Origin of the sequence: Kribbella sp. NPDC051770, from assembly GCF_040681455.1 — a bacterium.
Lineage (GTDB): Bacteria > Actinomycetota > Actinomycetes > Propionibacteriales > Kribbellaceae > Kribbella.
The window spans coordinates 225091-241460 of record NZ_JBFAYT010000002.1 but is presented as its reverse complement, the minus strand read 5'-3'; the positions used below and the strand labels follow the sequence as shown (position 1 = coordinate 241460).

Annotated in this window: 14 protein-coding genes; 11 read left to right on the top strand and 3 right to left on the bottom strand. The window is 69.6% G+C overall.

Annotated features, from left to right (window positions below):
- Positions 1 to 248: 248 nt before the first annotated feature.
- Positions 249 to 1115, bottom strand: coding sequence for an alpha/beta fold hydrolase (locus AB0M01_RS07710; protein ID WP_363666655.1), 867 nt, complete (start codon positions 1113 to 1115; stop codon positions 249 to 251).
- 179 nt (positions 1116 to 1294) lie between these two features.
- Here AB0M01_RS07710 and AB0M01_RS07705 point away from each other — a divergent pair, with 179 nt between their 5' ends.
- The 4 genes from AB0M01_RS07705 (at position 1295) to AB0M01_RS07690 (ending at position 5320) form a co-directional block, all read left to right on the top strand.
- The gene (locus AB0M01_RS07705; protein ID WP_184803341.1) at positions 1295 to 1714 is read left to right on the top strand and encodes a cobalamin B12-binding domain-containing protein; all 420 of its coding nucleotides are present in this window, start codon (positions 1295 to 1297) and stop codon (positions 1712 to 1714) included.
- A 324-nt stretch (positions 1715 to 2038) separates the two neighbouring features.
- On the top strand, positions 2039 to 3313 hold the full coding sequence (locus AB0M01_RS07700) for an ABC transporter substrate-binding protein (RefSeq protein ID WP_363666652.1): 1275 nt from the start codon (positions 2039 to 2041) through the stop codon (positions 3311 to 3313).
- A 94-nt stretch (positions 3314 to 3407) separates the two neighbouring features.
- On the top strand, positions 3408 to 4469 hold the full coding sequence (locus tag AB0M01_RS07695) for a sugar ABC transporter permease (protein ID WP_363666650.1): 1062 nt from the start codon (positions 3408 to 3410) through the stop codon (positions 4467 to 4469).
- Entirely contained in the window at positions 4466 to 5320 is an 855-nt protein-coding gene (locus AB0M01_RS07690; RefSeq protein WP_363666648.1) for a carbohydrate ABC transporter permease, read from the top strand. The genes AB0M01_RS07695 and AB0M01_RS07690 overlap by 4 nt, the downstream gene beginning before the upstream one ends.
- Positions 5321 to 5501: 181 nt before the next feature.
- Here AB0M01_RS07690 and AB0M01_RS07685 read toward each other — a convergent pair whose 3' ends face one another.
- A complete protein-coding gene (locus AB0M01_RS07685) occupies positions 5502 to 7136 on the bottom strand; it encodes a glycoside hydrolase family 13 protein (protein WP_363666646.1) in 1635 nt (544 codons plus the stop codon).
- Between the two features lie 183 nt (positions 7137 to 7319).
- Between AB0M01_RS07685 and sucC the strand changes: the two genes are divergently transcribed.
- Positions 7320 to 8495: an ADP-forming succinate--CoA ligase subunit beta gene (gene sucC / locus AB0M01_RS07680; protein ID WP_363666644.1), complete on the top strand. Its 1176-nt coding sequence runs from the start codon at positions 7320 to 7322 to the stop codon at positions 8493 to 8495.
- Positions 8496 to 8508: 13 nt separating this feature from the next.
- Positions 8509 to 9393 (top strand): succinate--CoA ligase subunit alpha, encoded by an 885-nt coding sequence (gene sucD, locus AB0M01_RS07675; RefSeq protein ID WP_363666642.1) that lies wholly within the window; start codon positions 8509 to 8511, stop codon positions 9391 to 9393.
- A 49-nt stretch (positions 9394 to 9442) separates the two neighbouring features.
- Here sucD and AB0M01_RS07670 read toward each other — a convergent pair whose 3' ends face one another.
- Positions 9443 to 10777 carry a hypothetical protein gene (locus tag AB0M01_RS07670; RefSeq protein WP_363666640.1) on the bottom strand — a complete coding sequence of 445 codons (1335 nt, stop codon included), beginning with the start codon at positions 10775 to 10777 and terminating at the stop codon, positions 9443 to 9445.
- 153 nt (positions 10778 to 10930) lie between these two features.
- Between AB0M01_RS07670 and AB0M01_RS07665 the strand changes: the two genes are divergently transcribed.
- The 5 genes from AB0M01_RS07665 to AB0M01_RS07645 all read left to right on the top strand — a co-directional run bounded on the left by AB0M01_RS07665 (position 10931) and on the right by AB0M01_RS07645 (position 16362).
- Positions 10931 to 12166 (top strand): DUF6350 family protein, encoded by a 1236-nt coding sequence (locus AB0M01_RS07665; protein ID WP_363666638.1) that lies wholly within the window; start codon positions 10931 to 10933, stop codon positions 12164 to 12166.
- Between the two features lie 15 nt (positions 12167 to 12181).
- Complete coding sequence (gene purN / locus AB0M01_RS07660) at positions 12182 to 12790, top strand: phosphoribosylglycinamide formyltransferase (RefSeq protein ID WP_363666636.1); 609 nt, start codon at positions 12182 to 12184, stop codon at positions 12788 to 12790.
- Positions 12787 to 14346: a bifunctional phosphoribosylaminoimidazolecarboxamide formyltransferase/IMP cyclohydrolase gene (purH, locus tag AB0M01_RS07655; protein WP_363666634.1), complete on the top strand. Its 1560-nt coding sequence runs from the start codon at positions 12787 to 12789 to the stop codon at positions 14344 to 14346. Before purN ends, purH begins: the two co-directional genes overlap by 4 nt.
- 89 nt (positions 14347 to 14435) lie before the next feature.
- On the top strand, positions 14436 to 15416 hold the full coding sequence (locus AB0M01_RS07650) for an alcohol dehydrogenase catalytic domain-containing protein (protein WP_363666632.1): 981 nt from the start codon (positions 14436 to 14438) through the stop codon (positions 15414 to 15416).
- A complete protein-coding gene (locus AB0M01_RS07645) occupies positions 15409 to 16362 on the top strand; it encodes a Gfo/Idh/MocA family oxidoreductase (protein WP_363666630.1) in 954 nt (317 codons plus the stop codon). Before AB0M01_RS07650 ends, AB0M01_RS07645 begins: the two co-directional genes overlap by 8 nt.
- Positions 16363 to 16370: the final 8 nt, after the last annotated feature.

Below are 16370 nucleotides of genomic sequence, written 5' to 3'. Positions count from 1 at the left end.
GGCCTTTCGGTCACAGGGGAGGGGCACTGTCCGCTCGCCCGGAGGATTTATTCCCCCTGGCGGGCTCAAGCACCATAACGGACGGGTCACGAGCCGACAAACCCTGCCACCCCCTTTTCCGGTCCTCCTTCACGAAACTTTTGCATGAGCCGCTGCACGTGCATCCGCTCACCCGCGTAACAAGCTGCTAGGTCAACCAGTTTCGGGCCGAGATCCTGACAAAGATCCGGCAAGTTGTTTTTCGTGTCCTACGCGACCTGGTCGTCCAGATGGGCCAGTACGCCGCAGATCCGGTGCACGACGTCGCCGTGGAACGGCAGCGACAGGTGGCCGACGCCGTTGATCCGGACGTTCTGTGCGATCAGGTCGGGGTGCCGGACCTGCGCGCGGCGCTGCGGGACGATCAGCTGGTCGACGTCGCTGTAGTACGCCACGAACCGCGTCGCGCAGTCCGGAGCCGGCTCGGCCAGCTCCGCCATCAGGTCGCTCTCCGGCCGCAGCTGCTTCACCAGCGGCCACGGCAGCAGGCGCGCGGCGACCGTGCCCTGGTGCGGCGTACCGAGCGTGACGCAGGTGTGCAGGCGCTCGTCGCCGCCGAGGCGCTGCGCGTAGTACCGGGCGATCAGGCCGCCCAGGCTGTGGCCGACGATGTGGATCTGGTCCGACCCCGACTCCTCGCAGAGCGCCTCGACCTCGGCGGCCATCCGCCGGGCCGTCGACCGTACGTCGAGCGTCAGGGGTGAGTAGGAGAAGGTGTGGATCCGGGTGAAGCCGCGCCGCAGCAACTGCCGGCGCATCAGCGCGAAGACGGTGTGGTTGTCGACGATGCCGTGCGCGAGCAGGATCGGCGTACCGGCCGCGCGGACGTCGCCGACGAGCAGGCTGCGCTGAGCCGGGGTCAGGCGGTCGAGCGACAGCCGGTCCGCGCGGCTGCCGGCGCCGCCGACCAGACCGAGCGGGTACATGGCCAGATGGGTGGTCAGCCAGCCGAGCTCAACCGCCGCGCCCTGCAGGACGCGTGGGGACAACGCCGAGCGAGCGCCGTACCGGAGACCGTCGAGGGCCTGCCAGAGACCGCTGCGTGCACCTGACTGCTCTACCGCCTCAGCGCTCATCGGCGACTCCTCACGCATCAGACCCCCCGTACAACTGGTCCGATCCTCACTTTCACGGTAACCGGTTCCCAGATCGCGTGGCGGGGAACACACGCCTTCGTGTCTTATCCGTGAGGTGCCGCTCGGATAACCTGCGAAACTGGACGCAACGCGGCGCTCCAGTACTGAAAGGCCGATCCATGCCTGCCACCAGCACCCTGCGCATCGTCGTCGCCAAGCCGGGCCTGGACGGGCACGACCGAGGCGCGAAGATCGTCGCCCGGGCGCTGCGCGACGCCGGGATGGAGGTCATCTACACCGGCCTGCACCAGACCCCGGAGCAGATCGTCGAGACCGCGATCGCCGAGGACGCCGACGCGATCGGCCTGTCGGTGCTGTCCGGGGCGCACATGACGCTGTTCAAGAAGGTGCGCGAGCTGCTGGCCGCCCGGGACGCCGACGACATCGTCGTGTTCGGCGGCGGGATCATCCCCGAGGCCGACCTGGCCCCGCTGGCCGAGCTGGGGGTCCGCCGGATCTTCACCCCGGGCGCCCCGACCCACGAGATCGTCGACTGGGTCCGCAGCAACGTCGGCGACGCCTCCGCGACCACCGCCTGATCACTGAGCGTCATCCCCCGTACCACCCCGCGCACAGCACCGTAGTTACTAATCGGTAATACCGAATCGTTAAGAAACACCTGGTTGTGCGGGCTGTCGAATCGCGGTCGCATACAGCCATGCGTTTGTCCGTACAGACGATCGGTCAGGTGTGTGGCTCAGGACACATCGCCCCCGATCTCGGTTACTGTCCGGACAGGGCCGTACGCAGCGTGGTGGGGGGCTGCCACGGCCCGCGCAGGACCAAGCGAGATCCCATCGGGAGAGGGCAGGTACACGATGAGGTTTGAACGATCACACGCACGCCGGGCGGCCGCTCTGGCCATGACCGGCAGCCTCGTGCTGCTGGCCTCCGCGTGCGGCGGTGACGACGGGGACAGCGGTGGCGGCGGTTCGACCGGGGGAGCGCTCGAAGGGCGCGGTCCGATCACGTTTGCCACCGGCAAGGACACGTCGGGGAACCTGGTCAACCAGGTCGCGGCCTGGAACTCCCAGCACCCCGACGAGAAGGTCGAGATCAAGGAGCTGCCGGAGTCCGCGGACACCCAGCGCCAGCAGATGGTGCAGAACGCGCAGGCCAAGTCCGACGCGTTCAGCGTGCTGAACCTGGACGTGGTCTGGACCGCCGAGTTCGCGGCCAACCGCTGGATCACCGAGCTGCCCGAGGACCAGTTCCCCGATCTGGGCAAGCTGCTGCCGTCGACCGTTGACACCGGCAAGTACCGCGACAAGCTGTACGCCGTACCGGTCACCTCCGACGGCGGGCTGCTCTACTACCGCAGCGACTGGCTGAAGGCCGCCGGCGTCGCCGAGCCGCCGAAGACGTGGGACGAGATGAAGGCCGCCTGCACCAAGGTGCTCGCGCTGCCGGACGCCAAGGGCGCCAGCTGCTACGCCGGTCAGTTCGAGAAGTACGAAGGTCTGACGGTGAACTTCTCCGAGGCGGTCAACTCCGCCGGTGGTGTGGTCGTCGGCGAGGACGGCAAGCCGAACGTGGACACGCCGGAGGCGCTGGCCGGGCTCGAGCAGCTCGTCAACGGCTTCAAGGACAAGGAGTTCCCGGCCGCCGCGATCACCTACAAGGAAGAGGAGGGCCGCCGCGCCTTCCAGGAGGGCAAGCTGGTCTTCCACCGCAACTGGCCGTACGTGTACGCGCTGGCCGGCAAGACCGACGGCTCCTCCAAGGTGGCCGGCAAGTTCGCCGTGGCGCCGCTGCCGGGCAAGGCCGGACCGGGCGTCTCGACGCTGGGTGGCCACAACTACGGCATCTCCGAGTTCACCAAGAACAAGGCGACCGCGGCCGACTTCATCAAGTTCATGTCCAGCGAGGAGCGCCAGAAGGCCAACGTCGAGAAGACGTCGCAGGCCCCGACCTGGGCCTCGCTGTACGAGGACCCGGCGCTGAACAAGCAGTTCCCGTACCTGGCCCCGCTGAAGGCCTCGATCGAGTCCGCCAAGTCGCGGCCGAAGGTGATCAAGTACGGCGACGTGACGACCGCGATCCAGGAAGCGGCCTACGGTGCGATGACGAACAAGACTCCGCCGAAGGATGCGCTCACCGAGCTGCAGACCAAGCTGAGCTCGCTCATCACTCAGTGATCGAACTGGCGGGGCCGGTGCGTGGCGGGACTGTCCACGTACCGGCCCCGGCCTGTCCCTGCCTGCGAGATCAGGCAGCTTGAAGGAGGTTGAGATGAGTGCATCCGCCCTGCCGGCGAAGACCGGCAAGGTCAAGCGGCAGACCACGTTCGACGAGGGCACCGGCAAGCTCGCCGCCCTGCTGCTGTCCCCCACCCTGCTCGTGCTCGCCCTGGTGGTCGTCTACCCGATCATCTCCGCCCTGCGGGAGTCGCTGTACACCAGCGGCACGCAGGTCGACGCCGACGGCTTCGTCGTCGAGGGGTCGCAGTTCGTCGGGCTGGACAACTACACCGCGATCTTCTCCGGCGAGACCGGGGAGCGGTTCTGGAACGCCTTCTACAACACCACGTTCTTCACCGTCACCTGTGTGCTGCTCGAGACGGTGCTGGGCGTGGCGATGGCCCTGGTGATGCACAAGGCGTTCAAGGGCCGGGGCATCGTCCGGGCCAGCATCCTGGTCCCGTGGGCGATCCCGACCGTGGTGTCGGCGCTGCTGTGGAAGTGGATCTTCCAGGCCGACGGCATCGCGAACGCCATGCTGGGCCAGCAGATCCTGTGGTCCACCGAGGGCTGGCAGTCGGTGCTGTCGGTGATCGTGGCCGACACCTGGAAGACCGCACCGTTCATCGGGCTGCTGGTGCTCGCGGGCCTGCAGACCATTCCCGAAGAGGTGTACGAGGCGGCCAAGGTCGACGGGGCCAGTCCGTGGCAGGCCTTCGTCCGGATCACGCTGCCGCTGGTGAAGCCGGCGCTGCTGGTCGCCGTCCTGTTCCGCATCCTCGACACGCTGCGGATCTTCGACCTGCCGTTCGTGCTGGTCGGTGCCAACAAGAACTCGGTCGAGACGCTGTCGATGCTGGCCTACGACGAAGCGTCCAGAACCCGGTACGGACCGGCGGCGGCGTACGCGACGATCCTGTTCCTGTACGTCGCGGTGGTGGCCTACGTGTTCGTCCGGCTGCTCGGCGCCGACGTGCTCGGTGACCGCGTGCAGAAGAAGACCGGCGGCAAGAACGGCCGCAACGGCAAGAAGAAGCTGAAGGACCAGGCGCCCGAGGGCGCCACGGTCACCGCGATGGCCGGAGCGGCCGGCGGAGGAGGTGGGGTCGGATGAGTAGCGTCGACGTCAAGGCGGCCGAGGCGAGCCCGGTCCGCAAGTACCTGCCGTTGCTGGGCGTGGCGATCATCGTGCTGTACTGCCTGGCACCGTTCTACTGGATGGTCGTGTCGGCGTTCCGCCGGCCGCTGGACCAGTTCGACAACTCGCTGATCCCGGCGCCGTTCTCGCTGGACAACCTGCGCGCGGTGTTCGGTGAGGGCGTCGGCTTCGGCCGGGCCCTGCTGAACAGCCTGATCGTGGCCGGGGTGACGACGGTCCTGACCCTGATCGTCGGCCTGATCGCGGCGTACACGCTGGCCCGGCTGGAGTTCCGGTTCAAGAACGTGGTGCTGGCGATCATCATCACCACGTCGATGTTCCCGGGCATCTCGCTGGTGATCCCGCTGCTGAAGCTGTTCATCGACATCAAGTGGATCAACACCTACCAGGCGATGATCGTGCCCAGCCTGTCGTTCGCGCTGCCTCTGGCGGTGTGGACCCTGACGACGTTCTTCCGGCAGATGCCGCGAGAGCTCGAGCAGGCGGCGATGGTCGACGGCTGTACGCCGGCGCAGGCGTTCTACAAGGTGATCCTGCCGCTGGCTGCGCCGGGTGTGTTCACCACGGCGATCATCACCTTCATCGCGGCCTGGAACGAGTTCCTGATCGCGCTGAGCATGGTGAACAAGTCGTCGATCCAGACCGCCAACGTGGCGATCTCGAAGTTCCAGGGCAGTTCGGGCTTCGACCAGCCGTTCGGCACCCAGATGGCCGCGGGTGTGGTCGTCACCATCCCGCTGGTGATCGCGGTACTGATCTTCCAGCGCCGGATCGTCGCCGGCCTGACCGCGGGTGGCGTGAAGTGAGCTACGACCGCGACCGGGACGACCGGGAGGAGCGACCGCGAGGAGCGGGACCGCCGGGACCGGGAGGACCGGGATCGCCGGGATCGAGAAGACCGCGACCGCCGCGATCGTGAGGACCGCGACCGGCGTCGCTGACCACAAGCTCAGGGCCGGCACCTTCGGGTGCCGGCCCTGAGTCGTTCTAGACCTTCAGCCAGACCGTCGCGTCGACCGGAAGCTCGCCGTCGAGCAGCGGCTCCGACGCGAGCAGGACCTCGCCGGCGGGGAGGTCGACCGGCGCGGTGCCCAGGTTGACCACGCAGCGGAAGCCGGGGTCGCGGGTGAACGAGAGGACACCCGCCGGGGCGTCGTCGTCCCAGGTGAGGCGGCCTTCGCCGAGCGCTTCCTCCGTACGCCGGATCCGCAGCGCCGCCTTGTAGAGCTCGAGGTGGCTGTCCGGGTCACCCGCCTGCGCGGCCGCGGTCAGCGGTGCCCAGTCGGCGGGCTGGGGGAGCCAGGGCTGCTCCGTACCAGGGCCGAACTCGTACGGCGGCTCGCTACCGCCCCACGGGATCGGGACGCGGCAGCCGTCGCGGCCGCGGACCGTGTGGCCGGAGCGCTCCCAGGTGGGGTCGTCCAGCACCGACTCCGGCAGGTCCTCCACCTCGGGCAGGCCGAGCTCGTCGCCCTGGTAGATGTACGCGCCACCGGGCAGCGCCAGTTCGAGCAGGGCCGCGGCGCGGGCCCGGCGCAGGCCGAGGGCAAGATCCGTCGGGACCTCACCGGCGCCGGCCAGCGCGACCTTCAGGTCGCGGCCGTACCGGGTGCGGTGCCGGATGGTGTCGTGGTTGCTCAGCACCCAGGTCGCCGGGGCGCCGACCGCCCACAGGCTCTCGGTGGTGTAGTCGATGACCTGGCGCAGCTCCTTCGCGTCCCAGGCGCAGCGCAGCACGTCGAAGTTGAACGCCGAGTGCAGCTCGTTCGGCCGCACGTACTTCGCCAGCCGCTCCGCCGGGGACAGCCAGGCCTCGGCGACGAAGACCCGCGGGCCCTGCGGCGTACCGGCGTACTCGTCGGCGATCGCGCGCCAGCGCTGGTGGATCGTGTGCACGCCCGGCTGGTCGTAGAACGGGTTGCCGACGTACTTGTCGTGGGTCGGCTGCCCGTTCTTCAGCGGTACGTCGGGCAGCGACGCGTCCTTGGCCATCGAGTCCGCGACGTCGATCCGGAAGCCGTCGATGCCCCGGTCGAACCAGAACCGCAGGATCGAATCGAACTCCGCGATCACGTCCGGGTGCTCCCAGTTCCAGTCCGGCTGGGAGATGTCGAACATGTGCAGGTACCACTGGCCGTCGTCGATCTGCTGCCAGGCGCCGCCACCGAAGGCCGCCGGCCAGTTGGTCGGCGGCTGCCCGTCGACCCCGTCGCGGAACCAGAACCGCTCGCGCTCCGGAGAACCCTTTCCGGCGGCCAGCGCGGCCTTGAACCACGGGTGCTCCCAGGAGCAGTGGTTCGGCACCAGGTCGATCAGGATCCGGATCCCGAGCGCGTGCGCCTCCGCGATCAGCGCGTCGGCGTCGGCCAGGGTGCCGAACTCGGGGTTGATGTCGCGGTAGTCGGCCACGTCGTACCCGCCGTCGAGCAGCGGCGAGGGGTACCACGGGCTGATCCAGATCGCGTCGATGCCGAGCTCGGCCAGGTAGGGCAGCCGGGCCCGGATCCCGTTCACGTCCCCGGTGCCGTCACCGTCGGCGTCGGCGAACGACCGGGGGTACACCTGGTAGACGACGGCACTACGCCACCAGTCGTCAGCTGGTCTGGTTGATCCTTCAGTCATGCGCACCAGCCTTTCACGCGGGAGCAACCAACCTGTGACAGTCGTCTCAGCGCGCACCCCGGCTGTTGCCACGGGCGCCGGGGTGGCTAGTCTCAGGCCGACGGAACGCGCCCGGCGACCGTGCCTCTCCGCACCGCAGCCTGCCGCGGCCCAACTCGAAAAGGCGAGAGAGGGACCACAGTCGTGGACTTGATGGAGTACCAGGCGAAGACTGTCTTCGCCAAGCACGGTGTACGGACGACGGTGGGTGAAGTCGTCCACACGCCCGAAGAGGCGCGCGCGGCGGCCGAGAAGCTCGGCGGCGGCACGGTGGTCGTGAAGGCGCAGGTGCTGACCGGCGGCCGCGGCAAGGCCGGTGGCGTCAAGATCGCCACCTCGCCCGACGAGGCGGAGGCCCGGGCCCGCGAGATCCTCGGCCTGGACATCAAGGGCCACATCGTCAAGACGCTGAACATCGTTCCGGCGGCCGCGATCGCGGAGGAGTACTACTTCTCCTTCCTGATCGACCGGGCCAACCGCAACTACCTGTGCATCGCGTCGGCGGCCGGCGGCATGGAGATCGAGGAGGTCGCGCACACCAACCCGGACGCGGTCGCCAAGATCTCGATCGACCCCGCGACCGGTGTCGACGACGCCAAGGCCCGCGAGATCGCGACCCAGGCCGGCTACCCGGCCGACGTGATCGACGCGGTCGCGCCGGAGATCGTCAAGCTGTACGAGGTCTTCCTGTCCGAGGATGCCACGCTGGTCGAGGTCAACCCGCTGGTCAAGCTCAAGGACGGCAACGTCGAGGCGCTGGACGGCAAGGTCTCGCTGGACGAGAACGCCGAGTTCCGGCACCCGGAGTTCGCGGAGTACGCCGACGCCTCGGCGGCCGACCCGCTGGAGGCCAAGGCGAAGGCCAAGGGCCTGAACTACGTGAAGCTCGACGGTTCGGTCGGCATCATCGGCAACGGCGCCGGGCTCGTGATGAGCACCCTGGACGTCGTCGCGTACGCCGGTGAGGAGTTCGGCGGCCAGAAGCCCGCGAACTTCCTCGACATCGGTGGCGGTGCGAGCGCCGAGGTGATGGCCAACGGCCTGGAGATCATCATCTCCGACCCGCAGGTGAAGAGCGTGTTCGTGAACGTCTTCGGCGGCATCACCGCCTGCGACGCGGTCGCCAACGGCATCGTGCAGGCCTTCGAGCTGCTGGCCGGCCGCGGCGAGGCGGTCAGCAAGCCGCTGGTCGTCCGCCTGGACGGCAACAACGCCGACGAGGGCCGCCGGATCCTCGACGAGGCCGGCCTGGCCGGTCTGGAGCGGGTCGACACCATGGACGGCGCCGCCAAGCGGGCCGCCGAGCTGGCTGCGAAGTAAGGGATCGCTGAACATGTCTATCTTCCTGACCAAGGACAGCAAGGTCATCGTCCAGGGCATGACCGGCTCCGAGGGCACCAAGCACACCACCCGGATGCTTGCCTCCGGCACCAACATCGTCGGTGGCGTGAACCCGCGCAAGGCCGGTGAGAGCGTCGACTTCGACGGCACCGCGGTGCCGGTCTTCGGTGGTGTCGCCGACGCGATGAAGGAGACCGGCGCGAACGTGTCGGTCGTCTTCGTCCCGCCGAAGTTCACCAAGGACGCCGTGCTGGAGGCCATCGAGGCCGAGATCCCGCTCGTCGTGGTGATCACCGAGGGCGTGCCGGTGCACGACACCGCCGCGTTCTTCGCCGCCGCGCAGGCCTCGGGCAAGACCCGGATCATCGGGCCGAACTGCCCCGGCATCATCACCCCGGGCGTCTCCAACGCGGGCATCATCCCGGCCACCATCGCGGGCGCCGGCCGGATCGGTCTGGTGTCGAAGTCGGGCACCCTGACCTACCAGATGATGTACGAGCTCAGCGAGTTCGGCTTCTCCACCGCGATCGGCATCGGCGGCGACCCGATCGTGGGCACCACCCACATCGACGCGCTGCAGGCGTTCCAGGACGACCCGGAGACCGACGCGATCGTGATGATCGGCGAGATCGGCGGCGACGCCGAGGAGCGGGCGGCGGCGTTCATCAAGGAGAACGTCACCAAGCCGGTGGTCGGCTACGTCGCGGGCTTCACCGCGCCGGAGGGCAAGACGATGGGCCACGCGGGCGCGATCGTGTCCGGCTCGTCCGGTACGGCGGCCGCGAAGAAGGACGCGCTCGAGGCGGTCGGGGTCAAGGTCGGCAAGACGCCGTCGGAGACCGCGAACCTGATGCGCGAGATCATGCGGAACCTCTGAAACACCCGGTGAGAAGGAAGACCGCAGCCACTTGGCTGCGGTCTTCTTCTTATTTGAAGGTCGCCGACCGGTCCGCGGCCCGGGACAGGATCTCGGTGAACGCGGTGTCGGTGATGTCCAGGTTCTTCAGCACCGGGTAGAGCAGGTAGACCGCGCGGTCGCCGGAGCCGGCGATGCCGATCCGGAACGTGAACACCTTGCCGCCGCCGGTGTCGTAGGTCGCCTTCCAGGCCTCGCCCTTGGTCGCGGCCAGGTTGATCGACCCGGTCGACTTCACCGTCGCGGTCGACGTCGACTTGGCGCAGCCGTCGACGTTCTTGCGGATCTGGGTGACGAAGGCCGCGGCGGCGGCCGGTGTCGCGAACCGGGCGACGGTGGCGTCCAGCCCGAACTCGGTCGGCACCTGCGCCTCCGGTACGACGTACGTCTGCGTCTTGTACTTGGTCGCCTTGGCCTTCTTCAGGTCGATCTTCTCGCACAGCGTCCCGGAGCGGACCTCGCCGTCGACGCTCACCCACGGCTTGTCGATGCTGGACAGCACCGGCAGGTCGATCGGCGCCATGAACCCGGCGCTCTCCTGGGTCGGCAGCAGCCCGGTCCTGGCCTGCAGGCTGCCGGAGCCGCAGTCGGCGCCGGTCTCGGTGCAGATCCGCTTCAGCCCGGCGCCCGCGGTGGCCAGTACGCCGTCCGGCTTGGGCGGCGTGGAGCCGGTGGAGTCGTGCTCGAAGACCATCGTGGCCTGGCCGGCGGTGCTCACGCTGACCGTGCGGTACTTGTTCGACTTGCTGCCGGTGGGCTGGCCGAAGACGGCGATCACGCCGCGCTCGCCGAGGCCCTCGGTGGTGTAGCTGGAGACCAGGCGGACCTGCGGGGTGTTGCACTGGCTCAGCCAGCCGGTGATCGTGCTGTACGCCTTGCCGGCGGCGGTGGTGTCGTTGGAGACCTCGACGTACTGGACCGCGGTGTCCTTGGTGGCGGCGTTCTTGAACGTCCGGACCCAGGTCCGGACGCCGGCCGGGTCGGCGAAGCGCTGGGCCTGGCAGACGAACGACTTGTCCGGCGCGCTGCTGCCGTCCGCGGTGGCCGCGATCGCCCAGCTGCCGGCGGCGGTCAGCGGCTTGGCCGCCGGGCCGTCGATCAGGACCTTGGCGTCGGACAGCGCGTTCTCGCCGCCCTTGTTGGCGTCGGGGCTGCTGGACTTGGAGCCGCCCGGGGAGTCGTCACCGCCGAAGGCGTTCACCGCGGCGAACCCGCCACCGCCGATCAGGATCACGGCTGCCGCACCGGCGCCGATCAGCTGGTTCCGGCGTCGGGACTGCTGGCGCCGCGCCTCACGCGCCGCGGCACGACCGCCGCCGCGGGGCGCACGGTGGGAACCGGACAATGACTCCAGACCTCCTTGCTGAATCCACCCCTGGTCCACGCCGAACATACCCGGTCCCAGGCAAGCAGCCACGCCGAGGTCAACGCGCCGAAGTCTCCCACATCCGGCGTGTCAGAACGAGCTGTGTCCGTGGGAGGGGGACGATGGGTGCAGATGAGCGACATGTTGAGCCGTCCGGGCGCCCGTGACGGCGGATCCCACCAGGCGCCCGGGCCCGCCCAGCCCGCGCCGACTGTCCCGCCCAGACCGGTGGTGGTCGCTGCTGTCGTCGGAGCGGGTGCCTGTCTGCTCGCTGGGTTACTGGCCTGTGCTGCCGTCGCGGTGGTCGGCTGGCTGGCCGCGACCTTCGGCGGCGCCTCCGGTGCTGTCCGGGCCGGTGCCTCGGTCTGGCTGCTCGCCCACAAGGCCGGCGTCGGCCTGAACGGCGCAACGATCTCGGTCGCGCCGCTGGGCCTGACCGCGTTCGTCGCCTGGTGCCTGTACCGCGGCGGCCGGTTCACCGCGCGGATCAGCGCCGCCGACCGGACGAAGGACCTGGTCACCGCGGCCGGTGCGTTCGCGGCGACGTACGGGCTGGGTGCGCTGATCATCGCGCTGCTCACCTCCGAGGGCGCGCTGAAGATCTCGCCGCTGTCGGCGTTCCTCGGCGCCGCCTCGCTGGCGCTGGTCGCGGGGACCGCCGGGATTCTGGTCGAGTCCGGTGCCGCCGCCGACATCGCCGACGCGACCCCGACCGGCCTGCGCGACGCCGTACCGGCCGCCGCGGCCGCCGTCCTGACCGTGCTCGGCTTCGCCTCCCTCCTGTACGCCGTACTGCTGGCCATCCGCTTCTCCCGCGTGACCGCGATGCTCGACCTGCTCGACACCGGCGTCGTCGGCTCGGTGGTGCTGTTCGCGATCTGCCTCGGGCTGCTGCCGAACGTGGTGCTCTACTTCGTCGGCTTCCTGGCCGGCCCGGGCTTCCAGCTCGGGATCGGTACGTCGATCGCGCCGACCGGAGTCGATGTCGGGAACCTGCCCGCGCTGCCGCTGCTGGCCGCCGTACCGGGGGACGGCGGGACGCCGACGTACTTCCTGGTGCTCACCGCGGTCGTCCCGCTGGTCGCCGGAGCCGTCGCCGGGCTCGTGGTGGGGCGGCGCGGGCTGGCCGCGCCGGAGTCGTTCGCGCTCGGTTGGGACGCGTTCGCGCTGCGTGGCGCGATGTCGGCGCTGCTGGCCGCCGTGGGGCTGCTGGTGCTGATGCTGCTGGCCGGTGGATCGGCCGGACCGGGCCGGATGGCCGACTTCGGCGTCGGCAGCGCGCTCCCGGCCGCCGGGCTGCTCGGAGCGGGGATGGCGATCGGCGCCGCGGCCGCGGCGGGCGCACTGAAAATCAGGAAAAGCTCTTGAGATAGGGTCCGGGCTGTGGAATTCGCACGGCTCGTGGTGCTCGTCTCCGGCTCCGGCTCCAACCTGCAGGCCCTGCTCGACGCCTGCGCGGACCCGGCGTACGGCGCGCAGGTGGTCGCCGTCGGCGCGGACCGGGACGGGATCGCCGGGCTCGACAAGGCGGCCGCGGCCGGGGTGCCGACGTTCGTGCACAAGGTCAAGGACCACGCCGAGCGGGCCGACTGGGACCGGGCGCTGACCGCGTCGGTCGCGCAGTACCAGCCGGACCTGGTGGTCTCGGCCGGGTTCCTGAAGCTGGTCGGTGACGACTTCCTGGCCGCCTTCGGCGACCGCTACATCAACACCCACAACGCGCTGCTGCCGGCCTTCCCCGGCATCCACGGCCCCCGCGACGCGCTCGAGTACGGCGTGAAGGTGGCCGGCGCGACCCTGTTCTTCGTCGACGGCGGCGTCGACACCGGGCCGATCATCGGCCAGGTCGTCGTCCCGGTCGAGGACGACGACACCGAAGACACCCTGACCGAGCGGATCAAGGAGGTCGAACGCCGCCAGCTGGTGGAGTGGGTCGGCCGGCTGGTCCGTCAGGGCTGGACCATCACCGGACGAAAGGTTCGACTGAAGTGAGCACCGACCGCAGGCCGATCCGCCGGGCGCTGATCAGCGTCTACGACAAGACCGGTCTGGAGGAGCTCGCGCAGGCGCTGTCCGAGGCCGGCGTCCAGATCGTGTCCACCGGTTCCACGGCGGCGCGGATCGCCGCGGCCGGCGTCCCGGTGACCAAGGTCGAGGAGCTGACCGGCTTCCCCGAGTGCCTGGACGGGCGGGTCAAGACCCTGCACCCGAAGGTGCACGCCGGGCTGCTGGCCGACGTCCGCAAGGCCGACCACGTCGAGCAGCTGGCCGAGATGCGGGTCGAGCCGTTCGACCTGCTGGTCAGCAACCTGTACCCCTTCACCGAGACGGTCGCCTCCGGTGCCTCCACCGAGGAGTGCGTCGAGCAGATCGACATCGGCGGGCCCTCGATGGTCCGCGGCGCGGCGAAGAACCACGCGAACGTCGCCGTGGTCACCTCGCCGGCGCAGTACGACCAGGTCTACACCGTGCTCGACGAAGGCGGTTTCTCGCTCGCCGAGCGCCAGAAGCTCGCGGTCGCGGCCTTCGTGCACACCGCCGAGTACGACGTCGCCGTCGCGTCCTGGATGGGCAGCGTGCTCACCGACACCAGCGACGGCTCGAACTTCCCGGCCTGGGTCGGGTCGGCCTGGGACAAGAAGTCCGTCCTGCGCTACGGCGAGAACCCGCACCAGCCGGCCGCGCTGTACCTGAACGGCCGCGGCGGCCTGGCCGGCGCCGAGCAGCTGCACGGCAAGGAGATGTCGTACAACAACTACGTCGACGCGGACGCCGCGCGGCGCACGGCGTACGACTTCGCCGAACCGGCGGTGGCGATCATCAAGCACGCGAACCCGTGCGGGATCGCGGTCGGCGCCGACATCGCCGAGGCGCACCGGCGCGCGCACGAGTGCGACCCGGTCTCGGCGTACGGCGGGGTGATCGCGACCAACGCTCCGGTGACGGTCGAGATGGCCAAGCAGGTCGCGGAGATCTTCACCGAGGTGCTGGTCGCGCCGGCGTACGAGGACGGCGCGGTCGAGATCCTGCAGGGCAAGAAGAACATCCGGCTGCTCGTCGCGCCGGCGGTCTCGGCCGCCGAGCAGGTCGAGATGCGCGCGATCAGCGGCGGCCTGCTGCTGCAGCACACCGACCGCTTCCAGGCCGAGGGCGACGACCCGAACGCCTGGACCCTGGCCGCCGGTGAGCCCGCCTCCCCGGAGGTCCTGGCCGACCTCGCCTTCGCCTGGAAGGCCTGCCGCGCGGTGAAGTCGAACGCGATCCTGCTGGCCTCGCAAGGCGCCTCGGTCGGCGTCGGCATGGGTCAGGTCAATCGCGTCGACTCCTGCCGCCTGGCCGTCTCCCGCGCCGGCGAACGCGCCGCGGGCTCGGTCGCCGCCTCCGACGCCTTCTTCCCCTTCCCCGACGGCCTCGAGGTCCTGCTCGAAGCCGGCGTCACCGCCGTCGTCCAGCCCGGCGGCTCCATCCGCGACGAAGCCGCCATCGAGGCCGCCACCAAGGCCGGCGTCACGATGTACTTCACGGGGACCCGGCACTTCTTCCACTGAGCTGACACCGGGAAGGCGGCCGCGCTGGTTGCGGTCGCCTTCTTTGCGGTTGAGGTTTGCCACGTGGCAAATGATGGAAACACAGGAGTATGGCGGATCTTGCGGCGGTGCTCGTGGGTGGCGGTCGGGTCGAGTTCCGGGAGGTGGAGCGGCCGGTGGCGGGGCCGGGGGAGTTGGTGGTGCGGTGCCGGGCGAACGCGATCTGTGGGAGTGATCGGGGGGCGTTCGCGGGTGGGGTGGAGGTGGTACAGGGGCATGAAGCTGCGGGGGAGGTGGTTGCTGCCGGGGAGGGGACGACCACGGCTGTCGGGACTCGTGGGGTGGTCTATCTGATGGTGTTTTGTGGCGAGTGCCGGAGTTGCCGGGCGGGGGCTACGAACGTGTGTCTCGACAAGCGCGGGGACATGGGGTTCAACCGGGCGGGTGGGTTGGGGCCCTATGCGGTGGTCGAGGAGCGGGTGTTCTTTCCGGTGGACGAGCGGGTTCCGTTCGCCACCGCGACGGCGTTGCTGGATGTGATGGGGACCAGTGGGCACGCGCTGGATCGGGCGCTGATGGTGCGGCCGGAGATCGAGGACCTGTACGTCGCGGGAGTCGGGCCGGTCGGGCTCGGGGTGTTGCTGATGGCGAAGCTGAGGTTCGGGGCGGATTTTCCTGTGTACGTGAGTGATCCGTCGCAGTGGCGACTCGACTTCGCGGCAGGGATGGGCGGTACGCCGGTGCAGGAGCCGCCGCTGGTCGACGCCGCGGTGGACGCGAGTGGGCGGACGGAGGCGCGGCAGACCGCCGTACGGCGGCTGGGGCGGCGTGGGGTGCTGGTGTGCGTGGGGCACGGGCAGGGGCTGGAGCTCGACGTGTCGCGGGACCTGGTGTCGAACGAGGCCGCGGTGATCGGGAGCGAGTACTTCCCGTACGCCGATTTCGTCAGGAATCATCAACTGCTGCTGGAGAATCTCGAAGCGGTCAGTCAGTTGATCACGCACGAGTTCGCGCTCGCGGACACCCAGGCGGCCTTCGAGACGTTCCTGGGCGGCGAGACCGGGAAGGTCGTGGTGACCCAAGATGCCTGACATCAGGGTCGCGGTGATCGGGGCCGGCGGGTGGGGGCGCCAGCACGCGCGGGCGTTCGCGCAGCATCCGGAGGCCGAGCTGGTCGGGATCTGGTCGCGCGATCTCGGCAAGGCCGAGCGGCGGGCGGCCGAGTGGCACACCACCGGCTACGACGACGTCGACCGGATGATCGATGCCGAACGCCCCGATCTCATCTCGGTGTGCTTGCCGAACACGGAGCACTTCGTGCTCACCGAGCGGCTGCTGAAGCGAAGAATCCCTTTGCTGGTGGAGAAACCGCTCGTCTTCGACCTCGACGAGGCCCACACGCTGATCGCCGAAGCCGCTGACACCTTCTTCGCGATCAACTTCAACCACCGGTACGCCGTACCGGTGCAGCGCGCGGCCGAAGCGATCCGGTCCGGCCGTCTCGGCGTGCTCGACTTCCTCACCTGGCGCTTCGGCGGCGAGGGCAGCAGCGCGCACCACCCGTACGCGAACCTGATCGAGACCCAGTGTCACGGCATCGACCTGCTCGAGCATCTCGGCGGCCCGATCGAGGCAGTCTCGGCGGAGCTGCACGGCAGCACCGTCGCCGCCACGCTGCGATTCGCGAGCGGTGCGGTCGGGTCGCTGGTCGGCAGCTACGACTCGTCGTACGCCTACCCGGGCACGCATCACCTGGAGGTCAACGGCCACGCCGGCCGCGTGCTCGTCGAGGACACCGTCAAGCGCTACACGTTCTCCGCGGCCGGCAACGAGACGCGCGAGGTCTGGGAGGCGGGCTACTTCGACGACCTCGGCCGGTCCTTCGAGCAGACCTTCGACCGGCACCTCGACGCCCTGCTCGCCGCACTGGCCGCCGGGGACGAGCCGCCGGTGCCGGCGACGGCGGGGCTGCGGGCGCTGGAGGTCTGTGCTGCGATCATCGAGGCGTCCGGGAGCGGTCGGCGTACGCAGGTGTGAGGAGCGCG

Excerpts from the sequence above, each read along its gene's own strand:
- sucD (WP_363666642.1), top strand. The coding sequence starts at position 8,509 with ATGTCTATCTTCCTGACCAAGGACAGCAAGGTCATCGTCCAGGGCATG.
- AB0M01_RS07710 (WP_363666655.1), bottom strand. The coding sequence starts at position 1,115 with ATGAGCGCTGAGGCGGTAGAGCAGTCAGGTGCACGCAGCGGTCTCTGG.
- AB0M01_RS07645 (WP_363666630.1), top strand. The coding sequence starts at position 15,409 with ATGCCTGACATCAGGGTCGCGGTGATCGGGGCCGGCGGGTGGGGGCGC.
- AB0M01_RS07665 (WP_363666638.1), top strand. The coding sequence starts at position 10,931 with ATGAGCGACATGTTGAGCCGTCCGGGCGCCCGTGACGGCGGATCCCAC.
- AB0M01_RS07705 (WP_184803341.1), top strand. The coding sequence starts at position 1,295 with ATGCCTGCCACCAGCACCCTGCGCATCGTCGTCGCCAAGCCGGGCCTG.
- AB0M01_RS07690 (WP_363666648.1), top strand. The coding sequence starts at position 4,466 with ATGAGTAGCGTCGACGTCAAGGCGGCCGAGGCGAGCCCGGTCCGCAAG.
- AB0M01_RS07700 (WP_363666652.1), top strand. The coding sequence starts at position 2,039 with ATGACCGGCAGCCTCGTGCTGCTGGCCTCCGCGTGCGGCGGTGACGAC.
- AB0M01_RS07650 (WP_363666632.1), top strand. The coding sequence starts at position 14,436 with ATGGCGGATCTTGCGGCGGTGCTCGTGGGTGGCGGTCGGGTCGAGTTC.
- AB0M01_RS07685 (WP_363666646.1), bottom strand. The coding sequence starts at position 7,136 with ATGACTGAAGGATCAACCAGACCAGCTGACGACTGGTGGCGTAGTGCC.
- AB0M01_RS07695 (WP_363666650.1), top strand. The coding sequence starts at position 3,408 with ATGAGTGCATCCGCCCTGCCGGCGAAGACCGGCAAGGTCAAGCGGCAG.